The organism is Faecalibacterium sp. An192 (genome assembly GCF_002160175.1).
Classification (GTDB): Bacteria; Bacillota; Clostridia; order Oscillospirales; family Ruminococcaceae; genus Faecalibacterium.
Genome location: NZ_NFKB01000032.1, coordinates 1 through 20,916, shown reverse-complemented (window position 1 = coordinate 20,916; position 20,916 = coordinate 1). Strand labels below are relative to the sequence as shown.

Below are 20,916 nucleotides of genomic sequence, written 5' to 3'. Positions count from 1 at the left end.
CGGAGAGAAATGTGACTGCCAAGAAAACGCAAAGGAGGATGACATCCATGATGGAAATGAAAATCACCGTTGAGGCTCCCGATCTGGCCGCCTCTATCTTGAAACTGGCTGAGGCCATCGCCTCCGGCCCGGACCCGGCGCTGCTCATCCCGGATGAGCCGTTGCCGGTTTCCGCCTATCCCACTACGCCCGCCCCTGTGGCCCCTGTGGCGGCCCCTGTGGCGGCCCCTGTGGGCTCTGCGCCGGTAAACCCTACCCCGGGACCTGCGCCCACTATGGCGGCCCCTGTGGCGGCCCCCAGCCCCTCTCCCACGCCTGTGACCAATGCGCCGACTGCTGGCCCGACATCTGCCGCCCCTGGTAACACCCCCGCCCCCGTTGTGCCTGTTGCGGGAGCCCCCACCTACACCCTGGACCAAATCTCCCGGGCTGGTGCCTCCCTGGTTGACGCCGGAAAGATGCCTCAGCTTTTGGAGCTCCTGGGCCGCTATGGCGTGCAGGCGGTCACCCAGCTCAAGCCGGAGCAGTATGGTGCTTTTGCCACGGAGCTCCGGGGCCTGGGCGCCCAGATTTAAGGAGGTGCCCCATGCCTCCTGAGAAACACGCTTTGCTTTCGGCCTCCTCCGCCTCCCGCTGGCTCAAGTGTACGGCGGCCCCCCGCTTTGAGGAGGGGCTGCCGGAGAACACCAGCGAATATGCGGAGGAGGGCCGCCTGGCCCACGCCATTGGTGAGCTCAAGGTCCTCAAGAAATGCACCCCGATGAGCACCCGGACCTACAACACCCGGCTCAATAAGCTCAAGAAAAACCCCCTCTATGACCCGGAGATGGACAAGACCACGGACCTCTACCTGGAGCACATCACGGAGCAGGTCATGGACTATGACAGCGCCCCCACCGTGGCCGTGGAGGTCCGGGTGGACTTTTCGGACTATGTGCCGGAGGGCTTTGGCACCTGTGACTGCTGCATCATCGGCGGCGATCTGCTGAGCATCACCGACTACAAGCACGGCAAGGGCGTCCCGGTTTCTGCTGTGGGCAATCCGCAAATGAAACTTTACGCCCTGGGAGCGCTCCGGCGCTATGCCGCCGTTTTCGGTGACACCATCAAGCGGGTCCGCATGACCATTGACCAACCCCGGCTGGACAGCTACACCACGGATGAAATCACCGTGGAGGAGCTGAGGGCCTGGGGCGAGAGCATCAAGCCCATCGCCCAGCGGGCCTTTTCCGGTCTGGGTGAGTTTGTTCCCGGTGACCATTGCCGCTTTTGCCGTGGCAAGGCCCAATGCCGGGCCCGTGCCAATGTCAACACCGCCCTGGAGGACTTCAAGGACTGTGTGCCTGCCGGAGCATGGGAAGAAAAGGCGGAGGCCCATGTTGCTGCCGGTGGGGTGGTAAACGGCACGCCGCCCCCGCTCCTCACGGATGCTGAGATTGGCGATCTGCTGGAGCGTGGGGCTCACCTTGTCCAATGGTACAAAGACCTGGAGGAATACGCCACGGAGGCTTTGAAAAACGGCAAGGAAATCCCTGGCTGGAAACTGGTGGCGGGCCGGAGCAATCGGACCTTTACCGACCAGGACGCCGCCATCCAGGCCGTCATTGCCGCTGGATATGATGAGGCCCTGGTCTATGACCGTAAGCCCAAGACGCTCTCTGAGCTGGAGAAACTCATGGGCAAAAAAGAATTTGCGGAGAAAATTGGTAGCTTTGTGACCAAGCCCCTGGGCAAGCCCACCCTTGCCCCGGCCTCTGACAAGCGGGAGGCCTATGCCCTCGCCGCTGCTGATTTTGCTGGGGTGGCATCCGATGCTTAAATATAACACCTGCGCCCACGCCCGGCCAAGGCTCCACCCATTCACTCCTGCGGACCTCAAAGACCATGACCCGGTTTACCCGGTGGCTCCCTGCTGCAAGAAAGCGGTGAGCTACAAGGTGGCGGAGCCCAGGAGCTACATTTCCGCCATCCCTGACCGGGACCGCTGTGAAAGCTGCCCCATGTTTACGGACCCAGACACACTCATCTCCATGCAGGCGGACACATTCCATGCGGACATCTACATGGACCGACTGCTGGACCTGCCTGTCACGAACATCCGAAAGCTCATCAAGCTCATCCTCTCTGACACCTGGGCCAACGCTGAGGCCGTTGAACGGCTGACCGCCTATCTGGAGAACATTGTGGAGGAGAGCAAACAGGCCTGGAAACTGGCCTCTCAAGAGTATGTGGATAACTACCGCAGCACCACATACCTCAAGAGCTATCTCCCCAAAAAGGAAGTGGCGGAGATAACCAAGAACAACAAGCGCCTGACCCGCAAGGTCAGGGCCGCCAAGGCCCGGCATGACCGCTGGGCGAAAATCCAGTCTATCTGGGCAGATGCCCGTGATACGAAACACCCAATGAATTAAGAAAAGGAGATCAAGGACTATGTATCAGAATGACCCCATGAAAGTGCTGACCGGAGAGGTGCGCCTCTCCTACTGCAACCTGACCACCCCCCGGGCCGCCCAGCAGGGCGGTGAGCCCAAGTATTCCGTCACCCTGCTCATCCCCAAGACGGACACGGCCACCAAGGCAGATATTGATGCCGCCATCAACGCCGCCGCTCAGGAGGCCTTGACCAAGGTGTGGAACGGTGCCCGGCCCCCCATCATGGCTATCCCTGTCTGGGATGGGGACGGCGTGCGGAAATCCGGCGTGCCCTTTGGCGATGAGTGCAAGGGCCACTGGGTCATCACCGCCAGCACCAAGAACAAGCCCCAGGTGGTGGGCATCGACAACATCAACTGTGAGCTGGCCCCCTCCGACATTTACAGCGGCATGTATGGCCGTGTGACCATCCGCTTTTTCGGCTACTCCAACAGCGGAAACAAGGGCGTGGGCTGTGGTCTGGGCAATGTCCTCAAGACCCGTGACGGGGAGCCCCTGAGCGGCCAGGCATCTGCCGCCTCTGACTTTGCGGGCATCGGTGCCTCCCCTGTGGCGGCCCCTGCTGCTCCCGTACCCGGCACCCCGTACACCGGCCACGCTGGGGCCATCCCCACCAACACGCCGCCCTGGAACGGCGGCAACGGCATCAACCCCATCACTGGTCAGCCCATGTAAGGAGGCCCACTCATGCACCATCTCAGCATTGACCTTGAAACCTACTCCAGCGTGCCGCTGGCAAAGGCCGGTGCCCAGAAGTACATCCAGAGCCCGGACTTTGAAATCCTGCTCTTTGCGTTCAGCCTGGATGGTGCGCCTGTTGAAATCATCGACCTGGCACGGGGGGAGCGGCTCCCCCCGTGGCTGGTCCAGGCTATCACCAGCCCGGAGTATATCAAGCACGCCTACAACGCCCCCTTTGAGTGGGGCTGCCTCTCAAAGTATATGGGCACCCTGCCCCCCAACCAATGGCGCTGCACCATGTTCCATGGCCTCTACTGCGGCTACACGGCAGGCCTGGATGCCACTGGCAAGGCCCTGGGGCTCCCCCAGGACAAGCAAAAGCTCAACACCGGCAAGGCCCTCATCCGCTATTTCTGCATACCCTGCAAGCCCACAAAGGCCAACGGCCAGAGGACCCGCAACCTGCCCCAGCACGACCCCGCAAAATGGGAGCTTTTCAAAGAGTATTGCAAGCAGGATGTGGTCACGGAAATGGAGATTGAGCGGCGGCTCTCAGCGTTTATGCCCCCGGACTGGGTGCAGAAACAATGGGAAACGGACCTCATCATCAACGCCCGGGGCGTGGCCGTTGACCTGGAGCTGGTCACCGGAGCCCTATACCTGGGTGACACCGTGCGCCAAAACCTCACAGCGGAGGCCGTGCGGCTCTCCGGCCTGTCCAACCCCAACAGCGTGGCCCAGCTCACCACCTGGCTCCAGGAGGAAATTGGTGAGGAGCTGGCCGACCTGAGAAAAGACACTGTTGCCCGCCTGCTGGGCCGGGACGATAACAGCCCCCAAGTGAGCCGGATGCTGGAGATACGCCAAGAGCTGGGCAAGACCTCCACCAAGAAATATGACGCCATTGAGGCCGCTGTCTGTGCGGATGGACGTGTCCGGGGCCTGCTCCAGTTTTACGGAGCGAACAGGACCGGGCGCTGGGCCGGGCGGCTGGTGCAGGTGCAAAACCTGCCCCGGACCTACACGGAGCCGCTGGACCTGGCCCGTGAGCTGGTCAAGGCCCGCAAACTGGACGCCTTGCGGCTCATCTATGGCAGCGTGCCCGACACCCTCAGCCAGCTCATCCGCACGGCCTTTGTGGCCCCGGAGGGCCATGTGCTGATTGACGCCGACTTTTCCGCCATTGAGGCCCGTGTCATCTCATGGCTGGCCAAGGAACAATGGCGGCTGGAGGTGTTCCGCACCCATGGCAAAATCTATGAGGCCTCCGCCTCTCAAATGTTTGGGGTGCCTCTGGAGCTCATCAAAAAGGGCAATCCAGAGTATGCGCTCCGGCAAAAGGGCAAGGTGGCGGAGCTGGCCCTGGGCTACCAGGGCAGCACCGGGGCCCTCATCACCATGGGAGCCCTGGACATGGGGCTCACCGAGGAGGAGCTGCCGGACATCGTGAGCCGCTGGCGGGAGGCCAACAAGCGCATCCGTGACCTGTGGTATTCCATGGACAATGCCGCCGTCCAGGTCATCACCGAGGGCGGCAGCGTGGGCGTCAACGGCCTGCTGCTGGCCCGTGAGTATGACTATGACAACGGCGTGGACTGCCTCACCATCCGGCTCCCCTCTGGCCGCAAGCTCTACTATATCAGCCCCAGCATTGGCCAGAACGAATGGGGGCGGCCCTCCATCTCCTACATGGGCATGGACCAGAAAACCAAGCGCTGGAAACGCATTGAAACCTACGGCGGCAAGCTGGTGGAGAACTGCGTGCAGGCCATCGCCCGTGACTGCCTGGCCCTGTCCGTTGACCGGCTGGAGGCCGCCGGGCTGCCGGTGGTGTTCCATGTCCATGATGAGGTGGTCATTGATGTGGCCCCCTGGGACACGGAGGACGCCATGCTGGGCACCGTCTGCTCCATCATGGGGGAGCCGGTCCCCTGGGCCCCTGACCTGCCGCTCAAGGCGGCTGGCTGGGTGGGCTACTACTTTACCAAAGACTAAAAAGGAGGCCAGGACCATGCACATGGTAAACGATAAAGGCGAGGCCGTCTATTACAACCTTGTCCGCAAGAACAACAAGGACTATTGGCTGGTGCAGGGTATCGGCTCCACCGTTGTCTATGGACGGGACCGGGAGCGCCGCAAGAGCCGCCATTTCACCCAGGAACAGCAGGCGGAGCGCTACCTTGCCCGGCATGGTTTCCGGCCCGATTGACCGCCATTTTTTCCGGCGGAAAAAACACAAAGGAGAAACACCCGCATGAACGGACTGCTCATTGACTGTTTTGCAGGTGGCGGAGGGGCCAGCAAAGGCATTGAGCTGGCCCTCAACCGTCCCATTGACATTGCCATCAACCACGACCCGGAGGCCATCCGCATCCATAAGGTCAACCACCCCCACACCTTGCATCTGACGGAGGACATTTTCACCGTTGACCTGCCCAAATATGTGGCTGGCAGGCCGGTTGACCTGATGTGGGCCTCCCCGGACTGTACCAGCCACTCCAAGGCTAAGGGCGGCCAGCCCCGCCACCAGGGGCTCCGCATCCTGCCCTGGGCCGTCTACAAACACGCAAAGACCATTTTGCCGGAGGTCATCATCATGGAGAATGTGGAGGAAATCCAGCAATGGGGTCCTCTGGATGCTACCGGCAGGCCAATCAAAGAAAGAGCCGGAGAGGATTACAACAAATTTATCTCCGCCATGTGTGCCCTGGGATATGCCTTTGACAGCCGTGAACTGGTGGCCGCCGACTATGGAGCCCCCACCACAAGAAAACGGTGGTATGCCATTTTTAGGCGGGACAAGCGGCCCATCATCTGGCCAGCCCCAACGCACAGCAAAGAGGGCTGCCCCGGCACAGAGAAATGGGTCCCCTGCGGTGACTTTATAGACTGGTCCGATTTAGGACGGTCAATTTTCAATCGGCCCAAGCCTCTGGCAGACGCTACTCTGCGCCGAATTGCCAACGGATACCGCAAGTATGTGGTGGAAAACCCGGCCCCCTACATCGTGAAAAACAAAGAGGCCGTGTCTTTCCTCATCCAGTACCACGGCGAAACCAAAGCCGGGGATGCCAGAGGCCAGCTTTTGACCGAGCCCATCAAGACCATTGACACCAGCAACCGCTACGGCCTGGTGACCGCCTTTGTCACCAAATTCTACAAAACCGGCATTGGGCAAAGCTGCCGGGAGCCTCTGCACACCATCACCACCTCCCCCGGCCACTTCGGGCTGGTGTCCGCTTTTCTCATCAAATACTACGGCACCGGCGGAGGGCAGACCCTTGAGGAGCCCCTGGCCACTATCACCACAAAGGACCGCTTTGGCCTGGTGAACGTGGTGGCGGAGCTGGATGGGGAGCAATACATCCTAAAGGACATCTTCCTGCGGATGCTGAAAGCGGAGCCGGAGCTCAAGCTCATGCAGGGCTTTCCGGCGGATTACATCATCACCCATGACTGCGAGGGCAAGCCCTACCCCATCAAGGAACAGGTGGCCCGCATTGGCAACAGTGTGGTCCCCATCATGGCCAAAGTGCTGGTCCAGGCCAACTGCCCCCACTTAATCAGAGAGGAGTTAAGCGCATGAAAATCATCTCTCCCAGCTTTGAAATTCTCACCCCGCTGGACGGCCAGGCCATCCTCAAACACATTGAGCTGTGCGGGCGGGTGTGCTACAAGTCGGAGGACAAAATCACCGACACCAGCGCCGCCACCTTTGTGGCCAGCATCATCAAGCGAGGCCATGAGGCCGTGCTGGAGCATTATGACATCACCGTCAAGTTTATCTGTGACCGGGGCGTGTCCCATGAGCTGGTCCGGCACCGCCTGGCCTCCTACTGCCAGGAAAGCACCCGCTACTGCAACTACTCCAAGGACGGTTTTGGCCGGGAAATCACTGTCATCAAGCCCATCTTTTTGGTGGAGGGGACGCCGGGCTGGGACATCTGGAGGGACGCCTGCCGCTGCGCTGAGGATGCCTATTTTGATATGCTCACCTTTGGCTGCACGCCCCAGGAGGCCCGGTCCGTGCTGCCCAACAGCCTCAAGACGGAGGTGGTGATGACCGCCAACCTCCGGGAATGGCGGCATTTCTTCAAACTCCGCACGGCTCCGGCGGCTCATCCCCAGATGAGAGAGCTGGCCGTCCCGCTGCTCCACCGGATGCAGGAGCTTGTCCCCGTGGTGTTTGGTGACCTGGAGGTGCCACATGAAAAGAGCTGAGATACTGGAGGCGGCCCGTGTCTGCGTCTGCGGAGAACGTGAGCGGGACTATGGCACCCCGGAAAACAACTTTGAAACCATCGGCCTGCTGTGGGGTGTCTACCTCCGAGCGGCCCACCCGGAGCTGGCCAAGGTCATGGCCGTCAACCACATCACCGCCAAGGACGTGGCCGCCATGATGGGGCTGCTCAAGGTGGCCAGAATTGCCACCGGCTCCAGCCCGGACAGCTTTGTGGACCTGGCCGGTTATGCGGCCTGTGCAGGTGAGATTGCCACCAAGGAGGACCCCGATGTCTAAGAACAAGAAACGCCGCCGCCCGATGCCCAAGACCTGTGACCCCAACATGTGTGACCATTGCATGTATCTGGGTGAGGGTGACTTTGTGTGTGACCTCCACGGCCTGGGGCCGGAGGAAACTGTCTTTGTGATGGAGGATTGGGAGCCTACTGAGCATTTCCTCCAGTGCCGCCGTGAGGCCCGCCATGAATAGGCGGGAGCGGCGCAAGCTGCAAAAGCAGGGCGTCCAGGTGCCTAAGGACCCCAGCATCAACATCAAGCTCTCCGACCTGGGCCGGGGCATTATGACCCCGGCCATGGAGAGCGCCATGATGCACGAGATAAACCAACAATGCCTTGAGGCGGATGCCCGTTTTTCCCTTGACCTGGACACCATGGTGCTCTGGACCCTGTACCAGTGCTATGGCTGGAGGGAAAAGCGGCTCCATGACTTCTACCTGGCAATGGCCAAGGAACACCGCCGGATGAGGGAGTATTACCAGATGGATGACCTCTACCCGGAGCGCTACAAGCTCAAGGAAAAAGGCATTGACGTTGAAAAATGGCAAGAGGAGGTGCTGCGAGATGACCCCTAAACCCTGGGAAAACGGTGAGGGCTACCCTGACCCCACCGCATACAACGCCCTGCGGCCTATCATGCAGGAGGACGCCGCCCTGGAGGGAAAGGTCAATTTTCTCATCAAGGTGCTCAAGTTTATCATAGCGGAAAGCGGCTTTGAGCTGCTGGCCCGCATAGAAATCAAGGACAAAAAGACCGGGAGGTGTTTTCGATGACCGCATGGGAAACCGCCGTCTGCCAGCGGGCCATTGATGCCTATGGCAAGGACCACCAGCTCATCATCTGCATGGAGGAAATGGCGGAGCTGACCAAAGAGCTCTCTAAAAACCTCCGGGGCCACAACAACCTCCAGGAGATTGCGGAGGAAGTGGCAGACGTGGAGGTCATGCTGGAGCAGGTCAAGCTCATTTTCCACTTGAGGGAGGCCGCCATCGAGGCCAAGGAGGCCAAGCTCCTCCGCCTGCGTGAGCGTATCATCAAGGACACCGGAAAGCAGGACTACTCCACCAGCCTGTGCCGGAAATGGCTGGATGAGCACACCGCCAAGACCGTGCGTGACGCTGTTTTTCTGACCTCCAGCCATGAGCTGAAAAACCCTGAGTAAGAGGTGCCGCCCCATGCAATATGACCGCAAAATAACAATCTCCGCCGGGAGCAACCGGCGGGCCATGACCTGGCAGCCCCAGACCATGCTCATCTCAGAGCTCTGGGCCCGGCTCCAGGCCCCGGCCAGAGGCACGGAAACCCTGGCGGAATATCTGAATATGAAAAAGGCCCAGCAGGATGACCTCAAGGACGTGGGCGGCTTTATGGCCGGCACACTGTCCGGGCCCCGCCGCAAGGCCAACAATGTGACCGGGCGTGATGTGGTCACCCTGGACCTGGACAACATCCCCTCCGGCGGCACGGAGGATGTCCTGCGCCGTGTGGAGGCCCTGGGCTGCGGCTATTGCATCTATTCCACCCGCAAGCACAGCCCAGCAGCGCCCCGTCTGCGTGTCCTACTCCCCACGGACCGGACCATGACAGCGGATGAATATGAGCCCATCGCCCGCAAAATGGCGGAGCTCATCGGCCTGGAGCTATGTGACCCCACCACCTTTGAGGTGTCCCGGCTCATGTACTGGCCATCCTGCTGCGCTGACAGCCAATACATCTATGTGTGGAAAGACAAGCCCCTGCTTTCTGCCAACGGCCTGCTGGCCAAATACGATGACTGGACCGACTGCACAACCTGGCCCCAGGTGCCGGGCGCTCTGAGCCTGCCCAAGCTGGCTGTCAAGCAGGGTGACCCGGAGGCCAAGACCGGCGTGGTGGGGGCGTTCTGCCGCACCTATGACATCTACCGGGCCATGGATGAGCTCATCCCCGGCATCTATGAGCCGGTGGACAATATGCCGGGCCGCTACACCTACCTGGGCGGCTCCACCACCGGCGGCGCCGTCATCTATGACAACGGCAAATTTCTTTACAGCCACCACGCCACTGACCCGTGTAGCAACCGTCTGGTCAATGCTTTTGATATGGTCCGCCTCCACCGCTTTGGGGACAAGGACGATGAGGCCCAGCCTGGCACGCCCACCAACCGCCTGCCCTCCTACAAGGCCATGTGTGAGCTGGCCGTCCAGGACGCCGATGTGGCCGCCCTGATGAGCCAGGAGCGCTACCAGGAGGCCGTCAAGGACTTTGAGGGCGTGGAGGGCACCAACGATGAGGACCCCGCCAACTGGATGGGCAAGCTGGCCGTGAACACCCAGACGGGGCTCCCCAAATCGACCATTGATAATGTGTGGATAATCCTGGAGCATGACCCGCTCCTCAAAGGCAAGTTTGCTCTCAACCAATTTGCGGGCCGTGGTGAGGTCCTGGGGGCCCTCCCCTGGGACAGCCGCACGGAGCGCCGCTTTTGGGATGACAACGACAACCAGGGCCTCTACTGGTACATGGAGCGCTACCACCACATCACCGGCAACGGCAAGATTGACGGGGCGCTTTCCCTGCACTCCACCGCCCATGCGTTCAATGAGATACAGGACTATCTCAAGGGCCTTGTCTGGGACGGAACGCCCCGCCTGGACACCCTTTTCATTGACTATCTGGGGGCCGCTGATACCCCGTACACCAGAGCCGTGACCCGCAAGGCTTTCACCGCCGCCGTGACCCGTGCCATGGTCCCCGGCACCAAATATGACACTATGCTCATCCTCTCCGGGCCGCAAGGCCTGGGCAAAAGCACCCTGCTGGATAAGATGAGCCGGGGCTGGTTCAATGACAGCATCCGCACCTTTGAGGGCAAGGAGGCCTCTGAACTGCTCCAAGGCGTCTGGCTGGTGGAGATTGCGGAGCTGGATGCTTTCCGGCGCACGGACATTGCCCGCATCAAGCAGTTTCTCTCCCTGCGGGCTGACCGTTTCCGGGCAGCCTATGGCCGCCACGTCAAAGAGTTGCCCCGGTGCTGCGTGTTCTTCGGCACCACCAACACCTCTGACTATCTCCAGGACCGGACCGGCAACCGCCGTTTCTGGCCCGTGGATGTGGGCGTGGCCCCGGCCACAAAAAAGGTGTGGTCCGATTTGCCGGAGGAGGTTGACCAGCTATGGGCGGAGGCCGTGGTCCGCTGGAGGACCGGGGAGCCTCTTTTCCTCAAAGGCGAACTGGAGGACGCCGCCAAGCAAAAGCAGGAGGAGCACCGTGAGGTGAGCACCAGGGAGGGCGTCATCCTGGATTTTTTAGACCGGCAGGTCCCGGAGGACTGGCAGAGCTGGCCACTGGACCGCCGCCGCATGTTCTGGGGCGGAGCCGTGCAGGGTGAGGTCAAGCTGGTGGACCGGGACCGGGTGTGTGCCCTGGAGGTGTGGTGTGAGGCCCTGGACGGCAAGCAGCGGGACATCCGCTACTCCGACACGGCGGAAATCAACAGCATCATTGAGGCTTGCCCGAATTGGGAGAAAAGTAAAGGCTCCATGCGCTTTGGCTACTGCGGCAAACAGCGGGGCTTTCTCCGCCGGAGAGCTCTATAACCCCGGAACATTGGGGTGGAACATTGGCCGGAACAGTGGAACATTTATGCAAATTGCCAGTCGGAACATGTTCCGGGCAATGTTCCGGCAAATGTTCCGGGCTAAACCCTTGTAAACACTGGATTTTTTAGAGGGTGGAACATTGGAACATTTAATTTCTATTAAATACAAAAATAGAGGATTTAGAGAAATTAGAGAATATATAAACCCTCTAAACCCTCTGTTTACGCAATATATAGGGCGAATGTTCCAAGGGTGACCGCCTCAAATAGCATATTGCACAAAGCAAAGGAGGTTGAGGAAATTGAGGGAAAGCAGTATTGAGAGTTACCTTGTCCGCAAGGTGAAAGAGCACGGCGGCCTATGCTATAAGTTTGTGTCACCCGGCAATCCTGGTGTGCCTGACCGCATCATCATCACCCCCACCGGCAAGACGGTGTATGTGGAGCTGAAAACAGAGATTGGGAGGCTGGCCAAGGTGCAGAAGTGGCAGCGGAGCGAGATGGAGAAACGGGGGGCGGATGTCCGTGTGCTTTATGGCATGGATGCCGTGAAAGACTTTTTGAGGGAGGTTTTCACCGATGCAGTACACCCCGCATAACTACCAGGCCTACTGCATCCAGCGGGTGGTGGAGGACCCGGCCATTGGGCTGTTTCTCCGGCCAGGCCTGGGCAAAACCGTCATCACCCTCTCCGCCGTCAACATCCTCAAGTATTTCCGCTGGCAGGTGGCCAAGGCCCTGGTGGTGGCCCCCAAAAAGGTGGCAGAGGCTACCTGGAGCAAGGAGGCGGCCAAGTGGGACCACCTCCAGCATCTCCGGGTGTCCACCGTCCTGGGGAGCGCCAGCAAGCGCATCAAGGCCCTCAACACTCCGGCGGATGTCTATGTGACCAACCGGGAGAACTTTGAGTGGCTGGTGGACTACTACCAGCAGGCCTGGCCGTTTGATATGGTCATCTTTGATGAGAGCACCAGTTTCAAGAACTCCCAGAGCAAGCGTTTCAAGGCCGCCAAGCGCATCCGCCGGTTTATCAAGAAAGTGGTGCTGCTGACCGGCACGCCGTCCTCCAAAGGCTTGATTGATCTGTGGGCCCAGGTGTATCTCCTGGACGGCGGTGAGCGCCTGGGACCGTCCCTGTCCGCCTATCGGGAGCGATATTTTGACCCGGACAAGAGGAGCCGGACCCAGATTTTTTCCTATAAGGCCAAGGATGGAGCTGAGAGCGCCGTGCTGGATGCCATCTCAGACATCTGCATCTCCATGAAAGCGGAGGACTATTTGCAGCTGCCGGACTTCATCCAGCATGAAATCCCCGTCCTCCTGGATGCCAAGGCCAAAAAGGCCTATGACCAGTTTGAGCGGGACCTGCTGCTGGAGGTGGATGAGGACATCATCACAGCGGGCACCGCCGGGGTGCTGGTGGGCAAGCTGCTGCAATTCTGCAATGGGGCCGTGTACGGCAATGATGGCAAGGTGGTCCCGGTCCATGACTGCAAGCTGGAGGCTTTCACGGAGCTGCTGGAGCAGCTGAACGGGGAGCATTGCCTCACATTCTACGGCTACCAGCACGACAAGGACCGCATCCTGGAGCGCATTGAGAAGTACAACCGGGGCCGGGCCGAAAAGCTGAGGGTCCGGGTGTATAAGGGCGTGGAGGATGAGGAGGCCTGGAACGCCGGAGAGGTGGATGTGCTGCTGGTGCATCCGGCCTCCTGTGCCTATGGCCTCAACCTCCAGGCCGGTGGCCGCCATGTGGTGTGGTACGGCCTCAACTGGAGCTTTGAGCTGAATGACCAGGGAAACTGCCGACTGTACCGGCAGGGCTCCCCATACGAAAAAGTGTTTGTGCATTACCTCATTGTGCAGGGCTGTGAGGATGAGGATGTCATGGCCACCATACGGGACCGGGCAGACACCCATGAGGCTGTCATGCGGGCCCTAAAGGCCAGAATACGCAAGGTAAAGGAGAGTGCAACATGAGCAATCCAACAGTGATTTTGAACGGTGACCAGATTTATTGTGATGAACTCATCCGGGAAAATGCCAGGCTGACTGTGCAGCATGAGGCCGATGTGCAGAGGATGAGAGAATTGCAGGCGGCAGTTATCAAGGCAAAGAGCGAGGCGGCGGAGATTGCCGCCGTTGATGAGAGCGTGGCGGAGCTGGAGCGAGAGCTCAAGAAAGCGGAGGCGGATGCAAACAGCCTTTCTGCAAAATTGGCCGATGCCATCAAAGCCTTGCACTTTGTCATGGCGGGCGGTGACCCCTGCAAGGTGTGCGCTAAGGTGTGCATGATGGGTGAGGGCAACTGCCAGCCGGTGTGGACTGGAGAGAAAACGGAGGACTGAGCGCATGACCTTGAAAGAGCTGTCCCAGCTGTATTACTTAAACCGGGAGATTGAGATGGACAAGCGCCGCCTCCAGGAGCTTGAGGTCAAAGCGCTGCCAGGGGCCCAGGTCATCACCGGGATGCCCCACGCCCCGGGCGTGACGGACAAGGTGGGAGAATATGCGGCGGAGATTGCCGATCTGCGGGGCATCATTGAGGCCAAGCACCAGCAATGCCTCTATGAGCGGAGCCGCCTGGAGCGCTACATCTCCGGCATTGATGACAGCCTCCTCCGGCAGATATTCACCTATCGTTTCATCAACGGGCTCCCCTGGCGGCAGGTGGCCGCCTGCATCGGTGGAGGGAATACCGAGGACGGATGCAGAAAAGCCGTGAAACGGTATCTGGAACGGAACTAAAAGAGATTGTCCGTTTTGTCCGGTGTACTTATGTTACACTGACATAGCGGGTATAGCCTCATCATGGTTTTACCTCCTTTGAGGGTGGCGGCGGGGTGACGGAGCAGGCACCAGACCCCTGCCGCCATTCACCTATGATTTTTTGGGCTGCTTTCCCCTGTGCGGGGAGGGCGGCCTTTTACTATGTTCTGGGGTGGTGAGTGTGGCAAAGCTGAATGACAAGCAAAAGCGGTTTGTGGATGAGTACCTGGTGGACCTCAATGCCACCGCCGCCGCAAAGCGGGCCGGGTACAGCGAAAAGACAGCGTACAGCATGGGCCAACGGCTGTTGAAAAAAGTTGAAATCCAAGCCGCTATCCAAAAGCGCCAGGCAAAGCTCCGGGGCAAGCTGGAAATCACCCAGGAGCGGGTGCTGGAGGAGCTGGCCGCCATCGCCTTTGCCAACGGCACCGACTTTGCAACCATCACCCACAACGGCCTGGTCCGGCTGACCCCCACGGATGAGGTGCCGGAGGAAAAGAAAAAGGCCGTTGCCTCCATCAAGGAGGGCCAATATGGCACGGAAATCAAGCTCCATGACAAGGTGAGGGCCCTGGAGCTGCTGGGCAAGCACCTGGGCGTCTTTGACGCCAACAACGGCTCCGCCAATGAGCAGGAAAACAACATCTTTGAGGTGATTGAGGAAAGCACCAGAGAGGAGATAGGCACGGATGAGATACCAGAAATTGAGCCCCCGGCAAAACCTGGCCATGACCTGGTGGAATAGGCCGGGCTTTGGGGACTATGACGGCATCATCTGTGACGGCTCCATCCGCTCCGGCAAGACCGTGGCCATGACGGTGGGCTTTATCATGTGGGCCATGTGCCGCTTTCAAGGTCAAAATTTTGCCCTGTGCGGCAAGACCATTGAGAGCCTGCGGCGCAATGTGACCACCAACCTGCCCACCTGGCTGGCCGGGGTGTTCTCTTTCCGGGAATACCGCACCGAAAACAAAATTGTGGTGAGCGCCGCCGGGCGCTCCAATAACTTCTACCTGTTCGGCGGACGGGATGAAAGCAGCGCCTCCCTCATCCAGGGCATCACCCTGGCGGGCGTCCTGCTGGATGAGGTGGCCCTCATGCCCCGCTCTTTCGTGGAGCAGGCCTGTGCCCGGTGCAGCGTGGAGGGCTCCAAGCTCTGGTTTAACTGCAACCCGGAGGGGCCCAGCCATTGGTTTTATCTCACCTGGGTGCTGGAGGCAGGCAAGCGGAACATGCTGCACCTCCATTTCACCATGGATGACAACCTCAGCCTCTCCGCCGCCGTCAAGGCCAGGTATGAGAGCCTATACTCCGGCGTGTTTTATGACCGCTTTATCCGGGGCCTCTGGGTGGTGGCGGAGGGGCTGATTTACACCATGTTCAACAAGGATTACCATGTGGTGCCGGATGTGCCCCGGCCCTATGACCGCTACTACATCTCCGTGGACTATGGCACCGTAAACCCCACCAGCATGGGGCTCTGGGGCCGGGCCTCCGGGAAATGGTATCGTATGCGGGAGTATTACTTTGACAGCCGCAAAGAGGGCCGCCAGCGCACCGATGAGGAGCACTATTTTGAGCTGGAGCGCCTGGCCGGTGACTTGCCCATCCGGGCCGTCATCGTGGACCCCTCAGCAGCCAGCTTTATTGAGGCCATCCGGCGGCATGGCCGCTTTTATGTGGAAAAGGCCTCCAACGCCGTCCTGGACGGCATCCGGGATGTGGCCACCCGGCTCCAAAGCGGGGACATTTTCATCTGCTCCGGCTGCACGGACTGCATCCGGGAGTTTGGGCTCTACCGCTGGGACGAAAAGGCCCCCATGGACCGGCCCATCAAGGAAAATGACCACGCCATGGATGATGTGCGCTATTTTGTCCACAAGATTTTTGGGCCGCAACTTTTCAGCTTTTGAGGTGTGCCATGTTTGAGCAGCAGTATGTGTTGAATAAAATCGAACAATGGGCGGAGCGCCTGCCATACCGCACCTTGCGGATTGAGGTGGAGCTCCCTGGGCAGACCCTCACCCTGGAGAAAAGCAAGGCCCGGCCCATTGGATTTAATCCCCCCCCATCCGATCTGCAAGCAAAGGAGGTGATGCACGGTGGTGGTGCTTAATTTGCGGGATGACTGCGTGGCCAGGGCGGCCACAAATTTCCGCCGGGGCATGACGGACAAGCGCTTTTTGGAGCTTGAAATCACGGCCTGGCTGGGCTCCAAAGAGCGCAAGCGGCAGCTTGCGGGTGAGGCCTACTATGACGGGGCCCAGGATGTGCTCCGCCGCAAGCGCATTGCCCTGGACGATGACGGCAAGGTCAAGGTGCTGGACCACCTGCCCAACAACCGGCTGGTCAACAACATCTATGCCAAGATGGTGGACCAGAAAACCAACTATTCTTTTGGGCGGCCTTTTTCCTTTGACACGGAGAACAAGGCCTATGCTGCGGCTCTCTCCACCGTGTTTGGGTCCCGCTTTCAGCGGACCATGCACAACATTGGTGAGGGGGCCTGGATTGGCGGCAAGAGCTGGGTGTTTCCCTACTACGACCAAAACGGGGAGCTGGCTTTCCAGCGCTTTCCGGCGGATGAGGTCCTGCCCTTTTGGGCGGATGCTGACCACACCATCCTGGATGCCGCCGTCCATGTCTATGTGGTGCTGGAGTACGATGAAACCGAGCAGACCAAGGATGTGGTCAAGGTGGAGGTCATGCACGGCGGCGGCGTGGACTGCTTTGTCCGCCGGGATGACGGGACCCTTGAGCCGGACGATTTTGCCCGGTCCGGGCCCTACATCACCACAACGGACCCCCAGACAGGCAAGGAAACCAGCTATAATTGGGAGCGCATCCCCCTGGTGTGCTTTAAGAGCTCCCACCATGAAATCCCCCTCCTGTCCAGGGTGAAATGCCTGCAAGATGCCTACAACAACATCATCTCCAACTTTGCCAACCAGATGGAGGAGGACATCCACTCCACCATCCTGGTCATCAAGAACTATGACGGGGAGGACCTGGGGCGGCTCCGGGCCAACCTGGCCACCTACGGCATCATCAAGGTCCGCTCCTATGAGGGCTCTGAGGGCGGCGTGGACACCCTCCAGATTGAGGTCAACGCCGAAAACTACAAGGTCCTGCTCTCCCTGCTCAAGGATGCCATCATTGAGAACGCCAGGGGCTATGACGCCAAGGATGACCGCATGAGCGGCAACCCCAACCAGATGAATATACAGAGCATGTACTCTGATATTGACCTGGACGCCAACGGCATTGAAATGGAGTTTCAAGCCTCCATGGAGGAGCTGCTCTGGTTTGTCAACCAACACCTGGCCAACACGGGACGGGGGAATTTTGAGGGCACAGAGGTCAAGGTCATCTTTGACCGGGATGTCCTCATCAATGAAACTGAGGTCATCAACAACTGCAAGAACTCCGTGGGCATCCTCTCTGATGAAACCATTGTGAAAATGCACCCCTGGGTGTCTGACCCGGAGCAGGAGCTCCAGCGCATCAAGGACGAAAAGGAGGAGGCCATGGCCGACCCCTACCAGGCCGCCTTTATGAAAAACCGGCAGAACGGCGGGGACGGCTCCGGCAACCCCGTGACCGGCCAGGACGGCGGTGACGGCGATGCCCAGGAATAACCTCCAGCGCAATGCGGACTATTGGGCCCGGCGCATGAAAAACATGGAGGACGCCCTGCTGGACCAGTCATACTCCTATGTGGAAAACCTGGATGCCCAATTCCGGGCCGCTGAGGCTGAGATTGAGCGCCAGATGTCCGCATGGTACAGGCGCTTTGCCGTCAACAATGACATCACCCTGGCAGACGCCAAGCGGCTGCTCAACAGTGATGAGCTGGCGGAGTTTCGCTGGACGGTTGAGGACTACATCAAGCACGGTGAGGAAAACGCCCTCACCGGGGCCTGGATGAAAGAGCTGGAGAACGCCAGCGCCAGGGTCCACATCTCCCGGCTGGACGCCCTCAAAATCCAGCTCCAGCAGCAGGCGGAGCTCCTCTATTCCAACCAGCTTGACTACATAGACCGGGCCGCCCGGCAATCCTACACCGGGAGCTTTTACCACACGGCCTATGAGGTCCAAAAGGGCCTGGGCGTGGGCTGGACCATGCAGGCCGTCAATGAGGGGACCATCACCAAGGTCCTCTCCCGGCCATGGACCACGGACGGCCAGACTTTCCGGGACCGCTGCTGGACCAACAAGCAGAGCCTTGTGAACAGCGTAAATACCCAGCTCACCCAGATGATTATACGGGGAGAGGCTCCAGACCGGGCCATCTCCGCCATCTCCAAGCAGTTTGAGGTGTCCCGCTCCAAAGCGGGCCGCCTGGTGATGACGGAAAGCGCCTATTTCTCCAGCGCCGCTCAAAAGGACTGTTTCAACGCCCTGGGCGTGGAGAAATACAGGATTGTGGCCTCTTTTGACCGGGACACCTGCGGCCTGTGTTCGGCGCTGGACGGCAAGGTGTTCAAGATGTCGGACTACCAGGTGGGGCTCACCGCTCCGCCGTTCCATCCCTGGTGCCGCTGCTGCACCGCCCCCTACTTTGAGGACATGGAGGCCCTGGGGGAGCGCTGGACCCGCAACCCGGACGGCACCACCAAAAAGGTCCCGGCCAACACCACCTTTGCCCAATGGCGGCAGAGTTTTGTGCAGGGCCCAGCCCCCGGTTTACAGGTGCCCTCCGGGAGTGGTACAATGGCCGCAAAGGCGGGCTCCCATTTCCAGAATGTCATGCAGGGCTTGCCCACATCCCCCGGCGGTTACACGGACGCCCTGGAGCAACACTATGCGTCCGGCAATCAGACGGCCCAGGCCGCCTTTGAGCGCTATGTCCAGCCCGGCTCCGTGGCGGACGGGGCTTTCTCCGGCACGCCGCATTTTGACAGCCGCATCCAAAAGGTCAAAATGAATTTTGCCAACGACATGACGGACCCCAGAGGCCCAGCAACAACCTTTTTCCATGAACACGGCCATTATATTGATTTTATGTCATGCGCCGGGAGCGGCTACACATCCATGCAGACGCCGGACTTTGGCAACGCCTTGAGGCAGGACTTTGAGGCCTATGTCAAAGCCACCATGAAAGCCCACGGCACAAAGAGAAAGACGGACGCCTATGCAGTCATCTCCCAGGAGCTCCGTGGGGCGCTGCCCAATGCAATCTCCGATCTGTTCGGCGGGATGTCCCGTAACAAGTGCGCTGGCACATACGGCCATTGGAATACACGCTACTGGACCTACTCCGGGATGCTGGAGAAAGAGGCCTTTGCCCACATGTTTGCCGCTCAATTCGACGCTGACCGCTACGCTTTGATGCAGAAATACTTTCCCACCGCTTTGGCGGAGTTTGAGAAACTGCTGAAAGGGGTGACAACGCCATGATTAAGTATTCCGATGTAACAACCAACCCGGAGCTCCAGGAGGCCGCTACCGCTTATGAGCAGGCCTTTGGGGGCCGCTTTGTGGGGGATGAGCCGGGCCCCGGCCTGGTGTATTTGGATGCCAACGGGACCGCCTACGGCCCCCCGGACGGCTACACCAAAGAGGACCTGCTCACGGCTCTGGAGGGGGGCAAGGACACCCTCCCCTCTATCTGGACCAATTTGGATGAGCTGGATATTGACCCAGACATCCTCTACTGACCCGATGATGAAAGCATCGTGCTGAAAAGCACGGTGCTTTTTTCATACCCAAATACCGCCGGGCCCCGGCGGAAACCAACAGGGGCGCTGCCATACCGGGACTGGCCGGACACAAGGAAAGCAGATAACAGGAGGTAACGCAACATGAAACTTTTATGGCTCAAGGAAATCATTGGCGATGCCTACACGGAGGACATGGACGCCGCCGCCTGCCAGGCGATTGGCAAGGACTTTGTTGCCCGTGCGGACTTCAACGCCAAAAACACCCGTGTCAAGGAGCTGGAGGCCCAGGTGGGCCAGCTTGAGGAGGCCGCCAAGGGACACGCCAAGCAGCTTGATGAGCTGAAAAAGTCCGCTGGCGACAACGAGGAGCTGACCCGCAAGATTGGCGAACTGGAGCAGCAGAACAAGGCGGACAAGGCCGCTTATGAGAAAGAGCTGGCCACCATCCGGCTGACTGCCGCCGTGGACGCCGAACTCACCGCCGCCGGAGCCAAGAACAACACCGCTGTCCGGGCTCTCCTGGCCGACTATCTCAAGGACGCCAAGATTGAGGACGGCAAGGTGGTGGCCAAGGTGAACAATGAGAGCATCACCCTGGCCGCCAAAATCGAGGCCATGAAAAAGGACGCCAACACGGACTTTCTCTTTGGGAGCACCGGGGCCAAGCTGACCGGCTGGAAACCCGGCGACCCCGACACTGGGCGGAAACCCGGCGAGGGGAAAAAGCCCTCTGAGATGTCCTATTCCGAGCTGGCGGCTTTCCTGGCCGAAAACCCGGACGCCAAGCTGGAATGAGGTGACAACATGCGAAACATCACAACCCCTGCCAAAGCCGTGTCTTTTGAGGACGCCTTGAGAAATCTGGCGGCCAAGCTGACCGGCAAGCCCGCCGCATCCCTGCCCCGCACCCAGGAGGCCGTGGTGCAGTACATTGCGGACAACATCTCCTCCGTGAAAGAGCTGACGGACGCCCTGGCCAAAGAGCTGGCCATCCGGCTGACCCAGGAGCTTGCGGAGGCCATTGTCCAGGAAGTCATGGACCGCCTGGCCCCTGCGGGCACGGAGGCGGCCCAGGACGGCCCGGCAGATGAGCCGGAGGGCAACGATACCACCGGCACCAAAGAGGCCCCCAAGGGCCGCAAGCGCAAGCCCAACACCGACTAGAGCAACCCCATAAAATATCAACAATAACCGGCACAAGCAAACCAGTTACGACAGTCCGAAGAAGTAACGGCAGCAAACGCCTGGTATAAAGCAAGGTCCAAGT

26 protein-coding genes are annotated in these 20,916 nt (G+C 59.7%); all 26 read left to right on the top strand.

The features are described from left to right. Positions 1-47: 47 nt before the first annotated feature. The 26 genes from B5F27_RS10465 to B5F27_RS10340 all read left to right on the top strand — a co-directional run bounded on the left by B5F27_RS10465 (position 48) and on the right by B5F27_RS10340 (position 20,813). Positions 48-575 (top strand): hypothetical protein, encoded by a 528-nt coding sequence (locus B5F27_RS10465; protein WP_087367369.1) that lies wholly within the window; start codon positions 48-50, stop codon positions 573-575. Positions 576-586: 11 nt separating this feature from the next. After that, entirely contained in the window at positions 587-1,819 is a 1,233-nt protein-coding gene (locus B5F27_RS10460) for a DUF2800 domain-containing protein (RefSeq protein ID WP_087367366.1), read from the top strand. After that, positions 1,812-2,414: a hypothetical protein gene (locus B5F27_RS10455; protein WP_071433472.1), complete on the top strand. Its 603-nt coding sequence runs from the start codon at positions 1,812-1,814 to the stop codon at positions 2,412-2,414. The genes B5F27_RS10460 and B5F27_RS10455 overlap by 8 nt, the downstream gene beginning before the upstream one ends. Before the next feature lie 19 nt (positions 2,415-2,433). After that, complete coding sequence (locus B5F27_RS10450) at positions 2,434-3,111, top strand: DUF2815 family protein (RefSeq protein WP_071433470.1); 678 nt, start codon at positions 2,434-2,436, stop codon at positions 3,109-3,111. A gap of 12 nt (positions 3,112-3,123) precedes the next feature. Beyond that, entirely contained in the window at positions 3,124-5,112 is a 1,989-nt protein-coding gene (locus B5F27_RS10445) for a DNA polymerase (protein ID WP_087367360.1), read from the top strand. 16 nt (positions 5,113-5,128) lie between these two features. After that, positions 5,129-5,326 (top strand): hypothetical protein, encoded by a 198-nt coding sequence (locus B5F27_RS10440; RefSeq protein WP_087367357.1) that lies wholly within the window; start codon positions 5,129-5,131, stop codon positions 5,324-5,326. Positions 5,327-5,371: 45 nt separating this feature from the next. Then, entirely contained in the window at positions 5,372-6,703 is a 1,332-nt protein-coding gene (locus B5F27_RS10435) for a DNA cytosine methyltransferase (RefSeq protein WP_087367354.1), read from the top strand. Further along, entirely contained in the window at positions 6,700-7,338 is a 639-nt protein-coding gene (thyX, locus tag B5F27_RS10430) for an FAD-dependent thymidylate synthase (RefSeq protein ID WP_087367351.1), read from the top strand. Before B5F27_RS10435 ends, thyX begins: the two co-directional genes overlap by 4 nt. After that, on the top strand, positions 7,325-7,636 hold the full coding sequence (locus B5F27_RS10425) for a DUF6378 domain-containing protein (RefSeq protein WP_087367348.1): 312 nt from the start codon (positions 7,325-7,327) through the stop codon (positions 7,634-7,636). Before thyX ends, B5F27_RS10425 begins: the two co-directional genes overlap by 14 nt. Beyond that, a complete protein-coding gene (locus B5F27_RS10420; RefSeq protein ID WP_087367345.1) occupies positions 7,629-7,829 on the top strand; it encodes a hypothetical protein in 201 nt (66 codons plus the stop codon). The genes B5F27_RS10425 and B5F27_RS10420 overlap by 8 nt, the downstream gene beginning before the upstream one ends. Then, the gene (locus B5F27_RS10415; protein ID WP_087367342.1) at positions 7,822-8,211 is read left to right on the top strand and encodes a hypothetical protein; all 390 of its coding nucleotides are present in this window, start codon (positions 7,822-7,824) and stop codon (positions 8,209-8,211) included. The genes B5F27_RS10420 and B5F27_RS10415 overlap by 8 nt, the downstream gene beginning before the upstream one ends. After that, positions 8,201-8,410 carry a hypothetical protein gene (locus tag B5F27_RS10410; RefSeq protein ID WP_079699132.1) on the top strand — a complete coding sequence of 70 codons (210 nt, stop codon included), beginning with the start codon at positions 8,201-8,203 and terminating at the stop codon, positions 8,408-8,410. Before B5F27_RS10415 ends, B5F27_RS10410 begins: the two co-directional genes overlap by 11 nt. Beyond that, positions 8,407-8,799, top strand: a complete 393-nt coding sequence (locus B5F27_RS10405) for a hypothetical protein (protein ID WP_087367339.1) — start codon at positions 8,407-8,409, stop codon at positions 8,797-8,799. The genes B5F27_RS10410 and B5F27_RS10405 overlap by 4 nt, the downstream gene beginning before the upstream one ends. A 13-nt stretch (positions 8,800-8,812) precedes the next feature. Then, positions 8,813-11,215: a virulence-associated E family protein gene (locus B5F27_RS10400; protein ID WP_087367336.1), complete on the top strand. Its 2,403-nt coding sequence runs from the start codon at positions 8,813-8,815 to the stop codon at positions 11,213-11,215. A gap of 304 nt (positions 11,216-11,519) precedes the next feature. Continuing rightward, on the top strand, positions 11,520-11,816 hold the full coding sequence (locus B5F27_RS10395; protein ID WP_087367332.1) for a VRR-NUC domain-containing protein: 297 nt from the start codon (positions 11,520-11,522) through the stop codon (positions 11,814-11,816). Continuing rightward, positions 11,797-13,197, top strand: coding sequence for a DEAD/DEAH box helicase (locus B5F27_RS10390; RefSeq protein ID WP_087367328.1), 1,401 nt, complete (start codon positions 11,797-11,799; stop codon positions 13,195-13,197). Before B5F27_RS10395 ends, B5F27_RS10390 begins: the two co-directional genes overlap by 20 nt. Further along, complete coding sequence (locus B5F27_RS10385; protein ID WP_087367325.1) at positions 13,194-13,565, top strand: hypothetical protein; 372 nt, start codon at positions 13,194-13,196, stop codon at positions 13,563-13,565. Before B5F27_RS10390 ends, B5F27_RS10385 begins: the two co-directional genes overlap by 4 nt. A gap of 4 nt (positions 13,566-13,569) precedes the next feature. Then, positions 13,570-13,965, top strand: a complete 396-nt coding sequence (locus tag B5F27_RS10380) for a hypothetical protein (RefSeq protein ID WP_087367322.1) — start codon at positions 13,570-13,572, stop codon at positions 13,963-13,965. Positions 13,966-14,167: 202 nt separating this feature from the next. Beyond that, positions 14,168-14,731 carry a terminase small subunit gene (locus tag B5F27_RS10375; protein ID WP_087367319.1) on the top strand — a complete coding sequence of 188 codons (564 nt, stop codon included), beginning with the start codon at positions 14,168-14,170 and terminating at the stop codon, positions 14,729-14,731. Next, entirely contained in the window at positions 14,676-15,899 is a 1,224-nt protein-coding gene (locus B5F27_RS10370) for a PBSX family phage terminase large subunit (RefSeq protein ID WP_079699125.1), read from the top strand. Before B5F27_RS10375 ends, B5F27_RS10370 begins: the two co-directional genes overlap by 56 nt. An 8-nt stretch (positions 15,900-15,907) precedes the next feature. Continuing rightward, positions 15,908-16,102: a hypothetical protein gene (locus B5F27_RS10365; RefSeq protein WP_087367316.1), complete on the top strand. Its 195-nt coding sequence runs from the start codon at positions 15,908-15,910 to the stop codon at positions 16,100-16,102. Continuing rightward, entirely contained in the window at positions 16,089-17,624 is a 1,536-nt protein-coding gene (locus B5F27_RS10360) for a phage portal protein (RefSeq protein WP_242962162.1), read from the top strand. Before B5F27_RS10365 ends, B5F27_RS10360 begins: the two co-directional genes overlap by 14 nt. Beyond that, a complete protein-coding gene (locus tag B5F27_RS10355; RefSeq protein ID WP_087367313.1) occupies positions 17,611-19,386 on the top strand; it encodes a minor capsid protein in 1,776 nt (591 codons plus the stop codon). The genes B5F27_RS10360 and B5F27_RS10355 overlap by 14 nt, the downstream gene beginning before the upstream one ends. Continuing rightward, the gene (locus tag B5F27_RS10350; protein WP_087367310.1) at positions 19,383-19,646 is read left to right on the top strand and encodes a hypothetical protein; all 264 of its coding nucleotides are present in this window, start codon (positions 19,383-19,385) and stop codon (positions 19,644-19,646) included. Before B5F27_RS10355 ends, B5F27_RS10350 begins: the two co-directional genes overlap by 4 nt. Positions 19,647-19,790: 144 nt before the next feature. Further along, positions 19,791-20,444 (top strand): phage scaffolding protein, encoded by a 654-nt coding sequence (locus B5F27_RS10345; RefSeq protein ID WP_087367307.1) that lies wholly within the window; start codon positions 19,791-19,793, stop codon positions 20,442-20,444. 9 nt (positions 20,445-20,453) lie between these two features. Next, the gene (locus tag B5F27_RS10340) at positions 20,454-20,813 is read left to right on the top strand and encodes a hypothetical protein (protein ID WP_087367304.1); all 360 of its coding nucleotides are present in this window, start codon (positions 20,454-20,456) and stop codon (positions 20,811-20,813) included. The last annotated feature ends 103 nt before the right edge of the window (positions 20,814-20,916 follow it).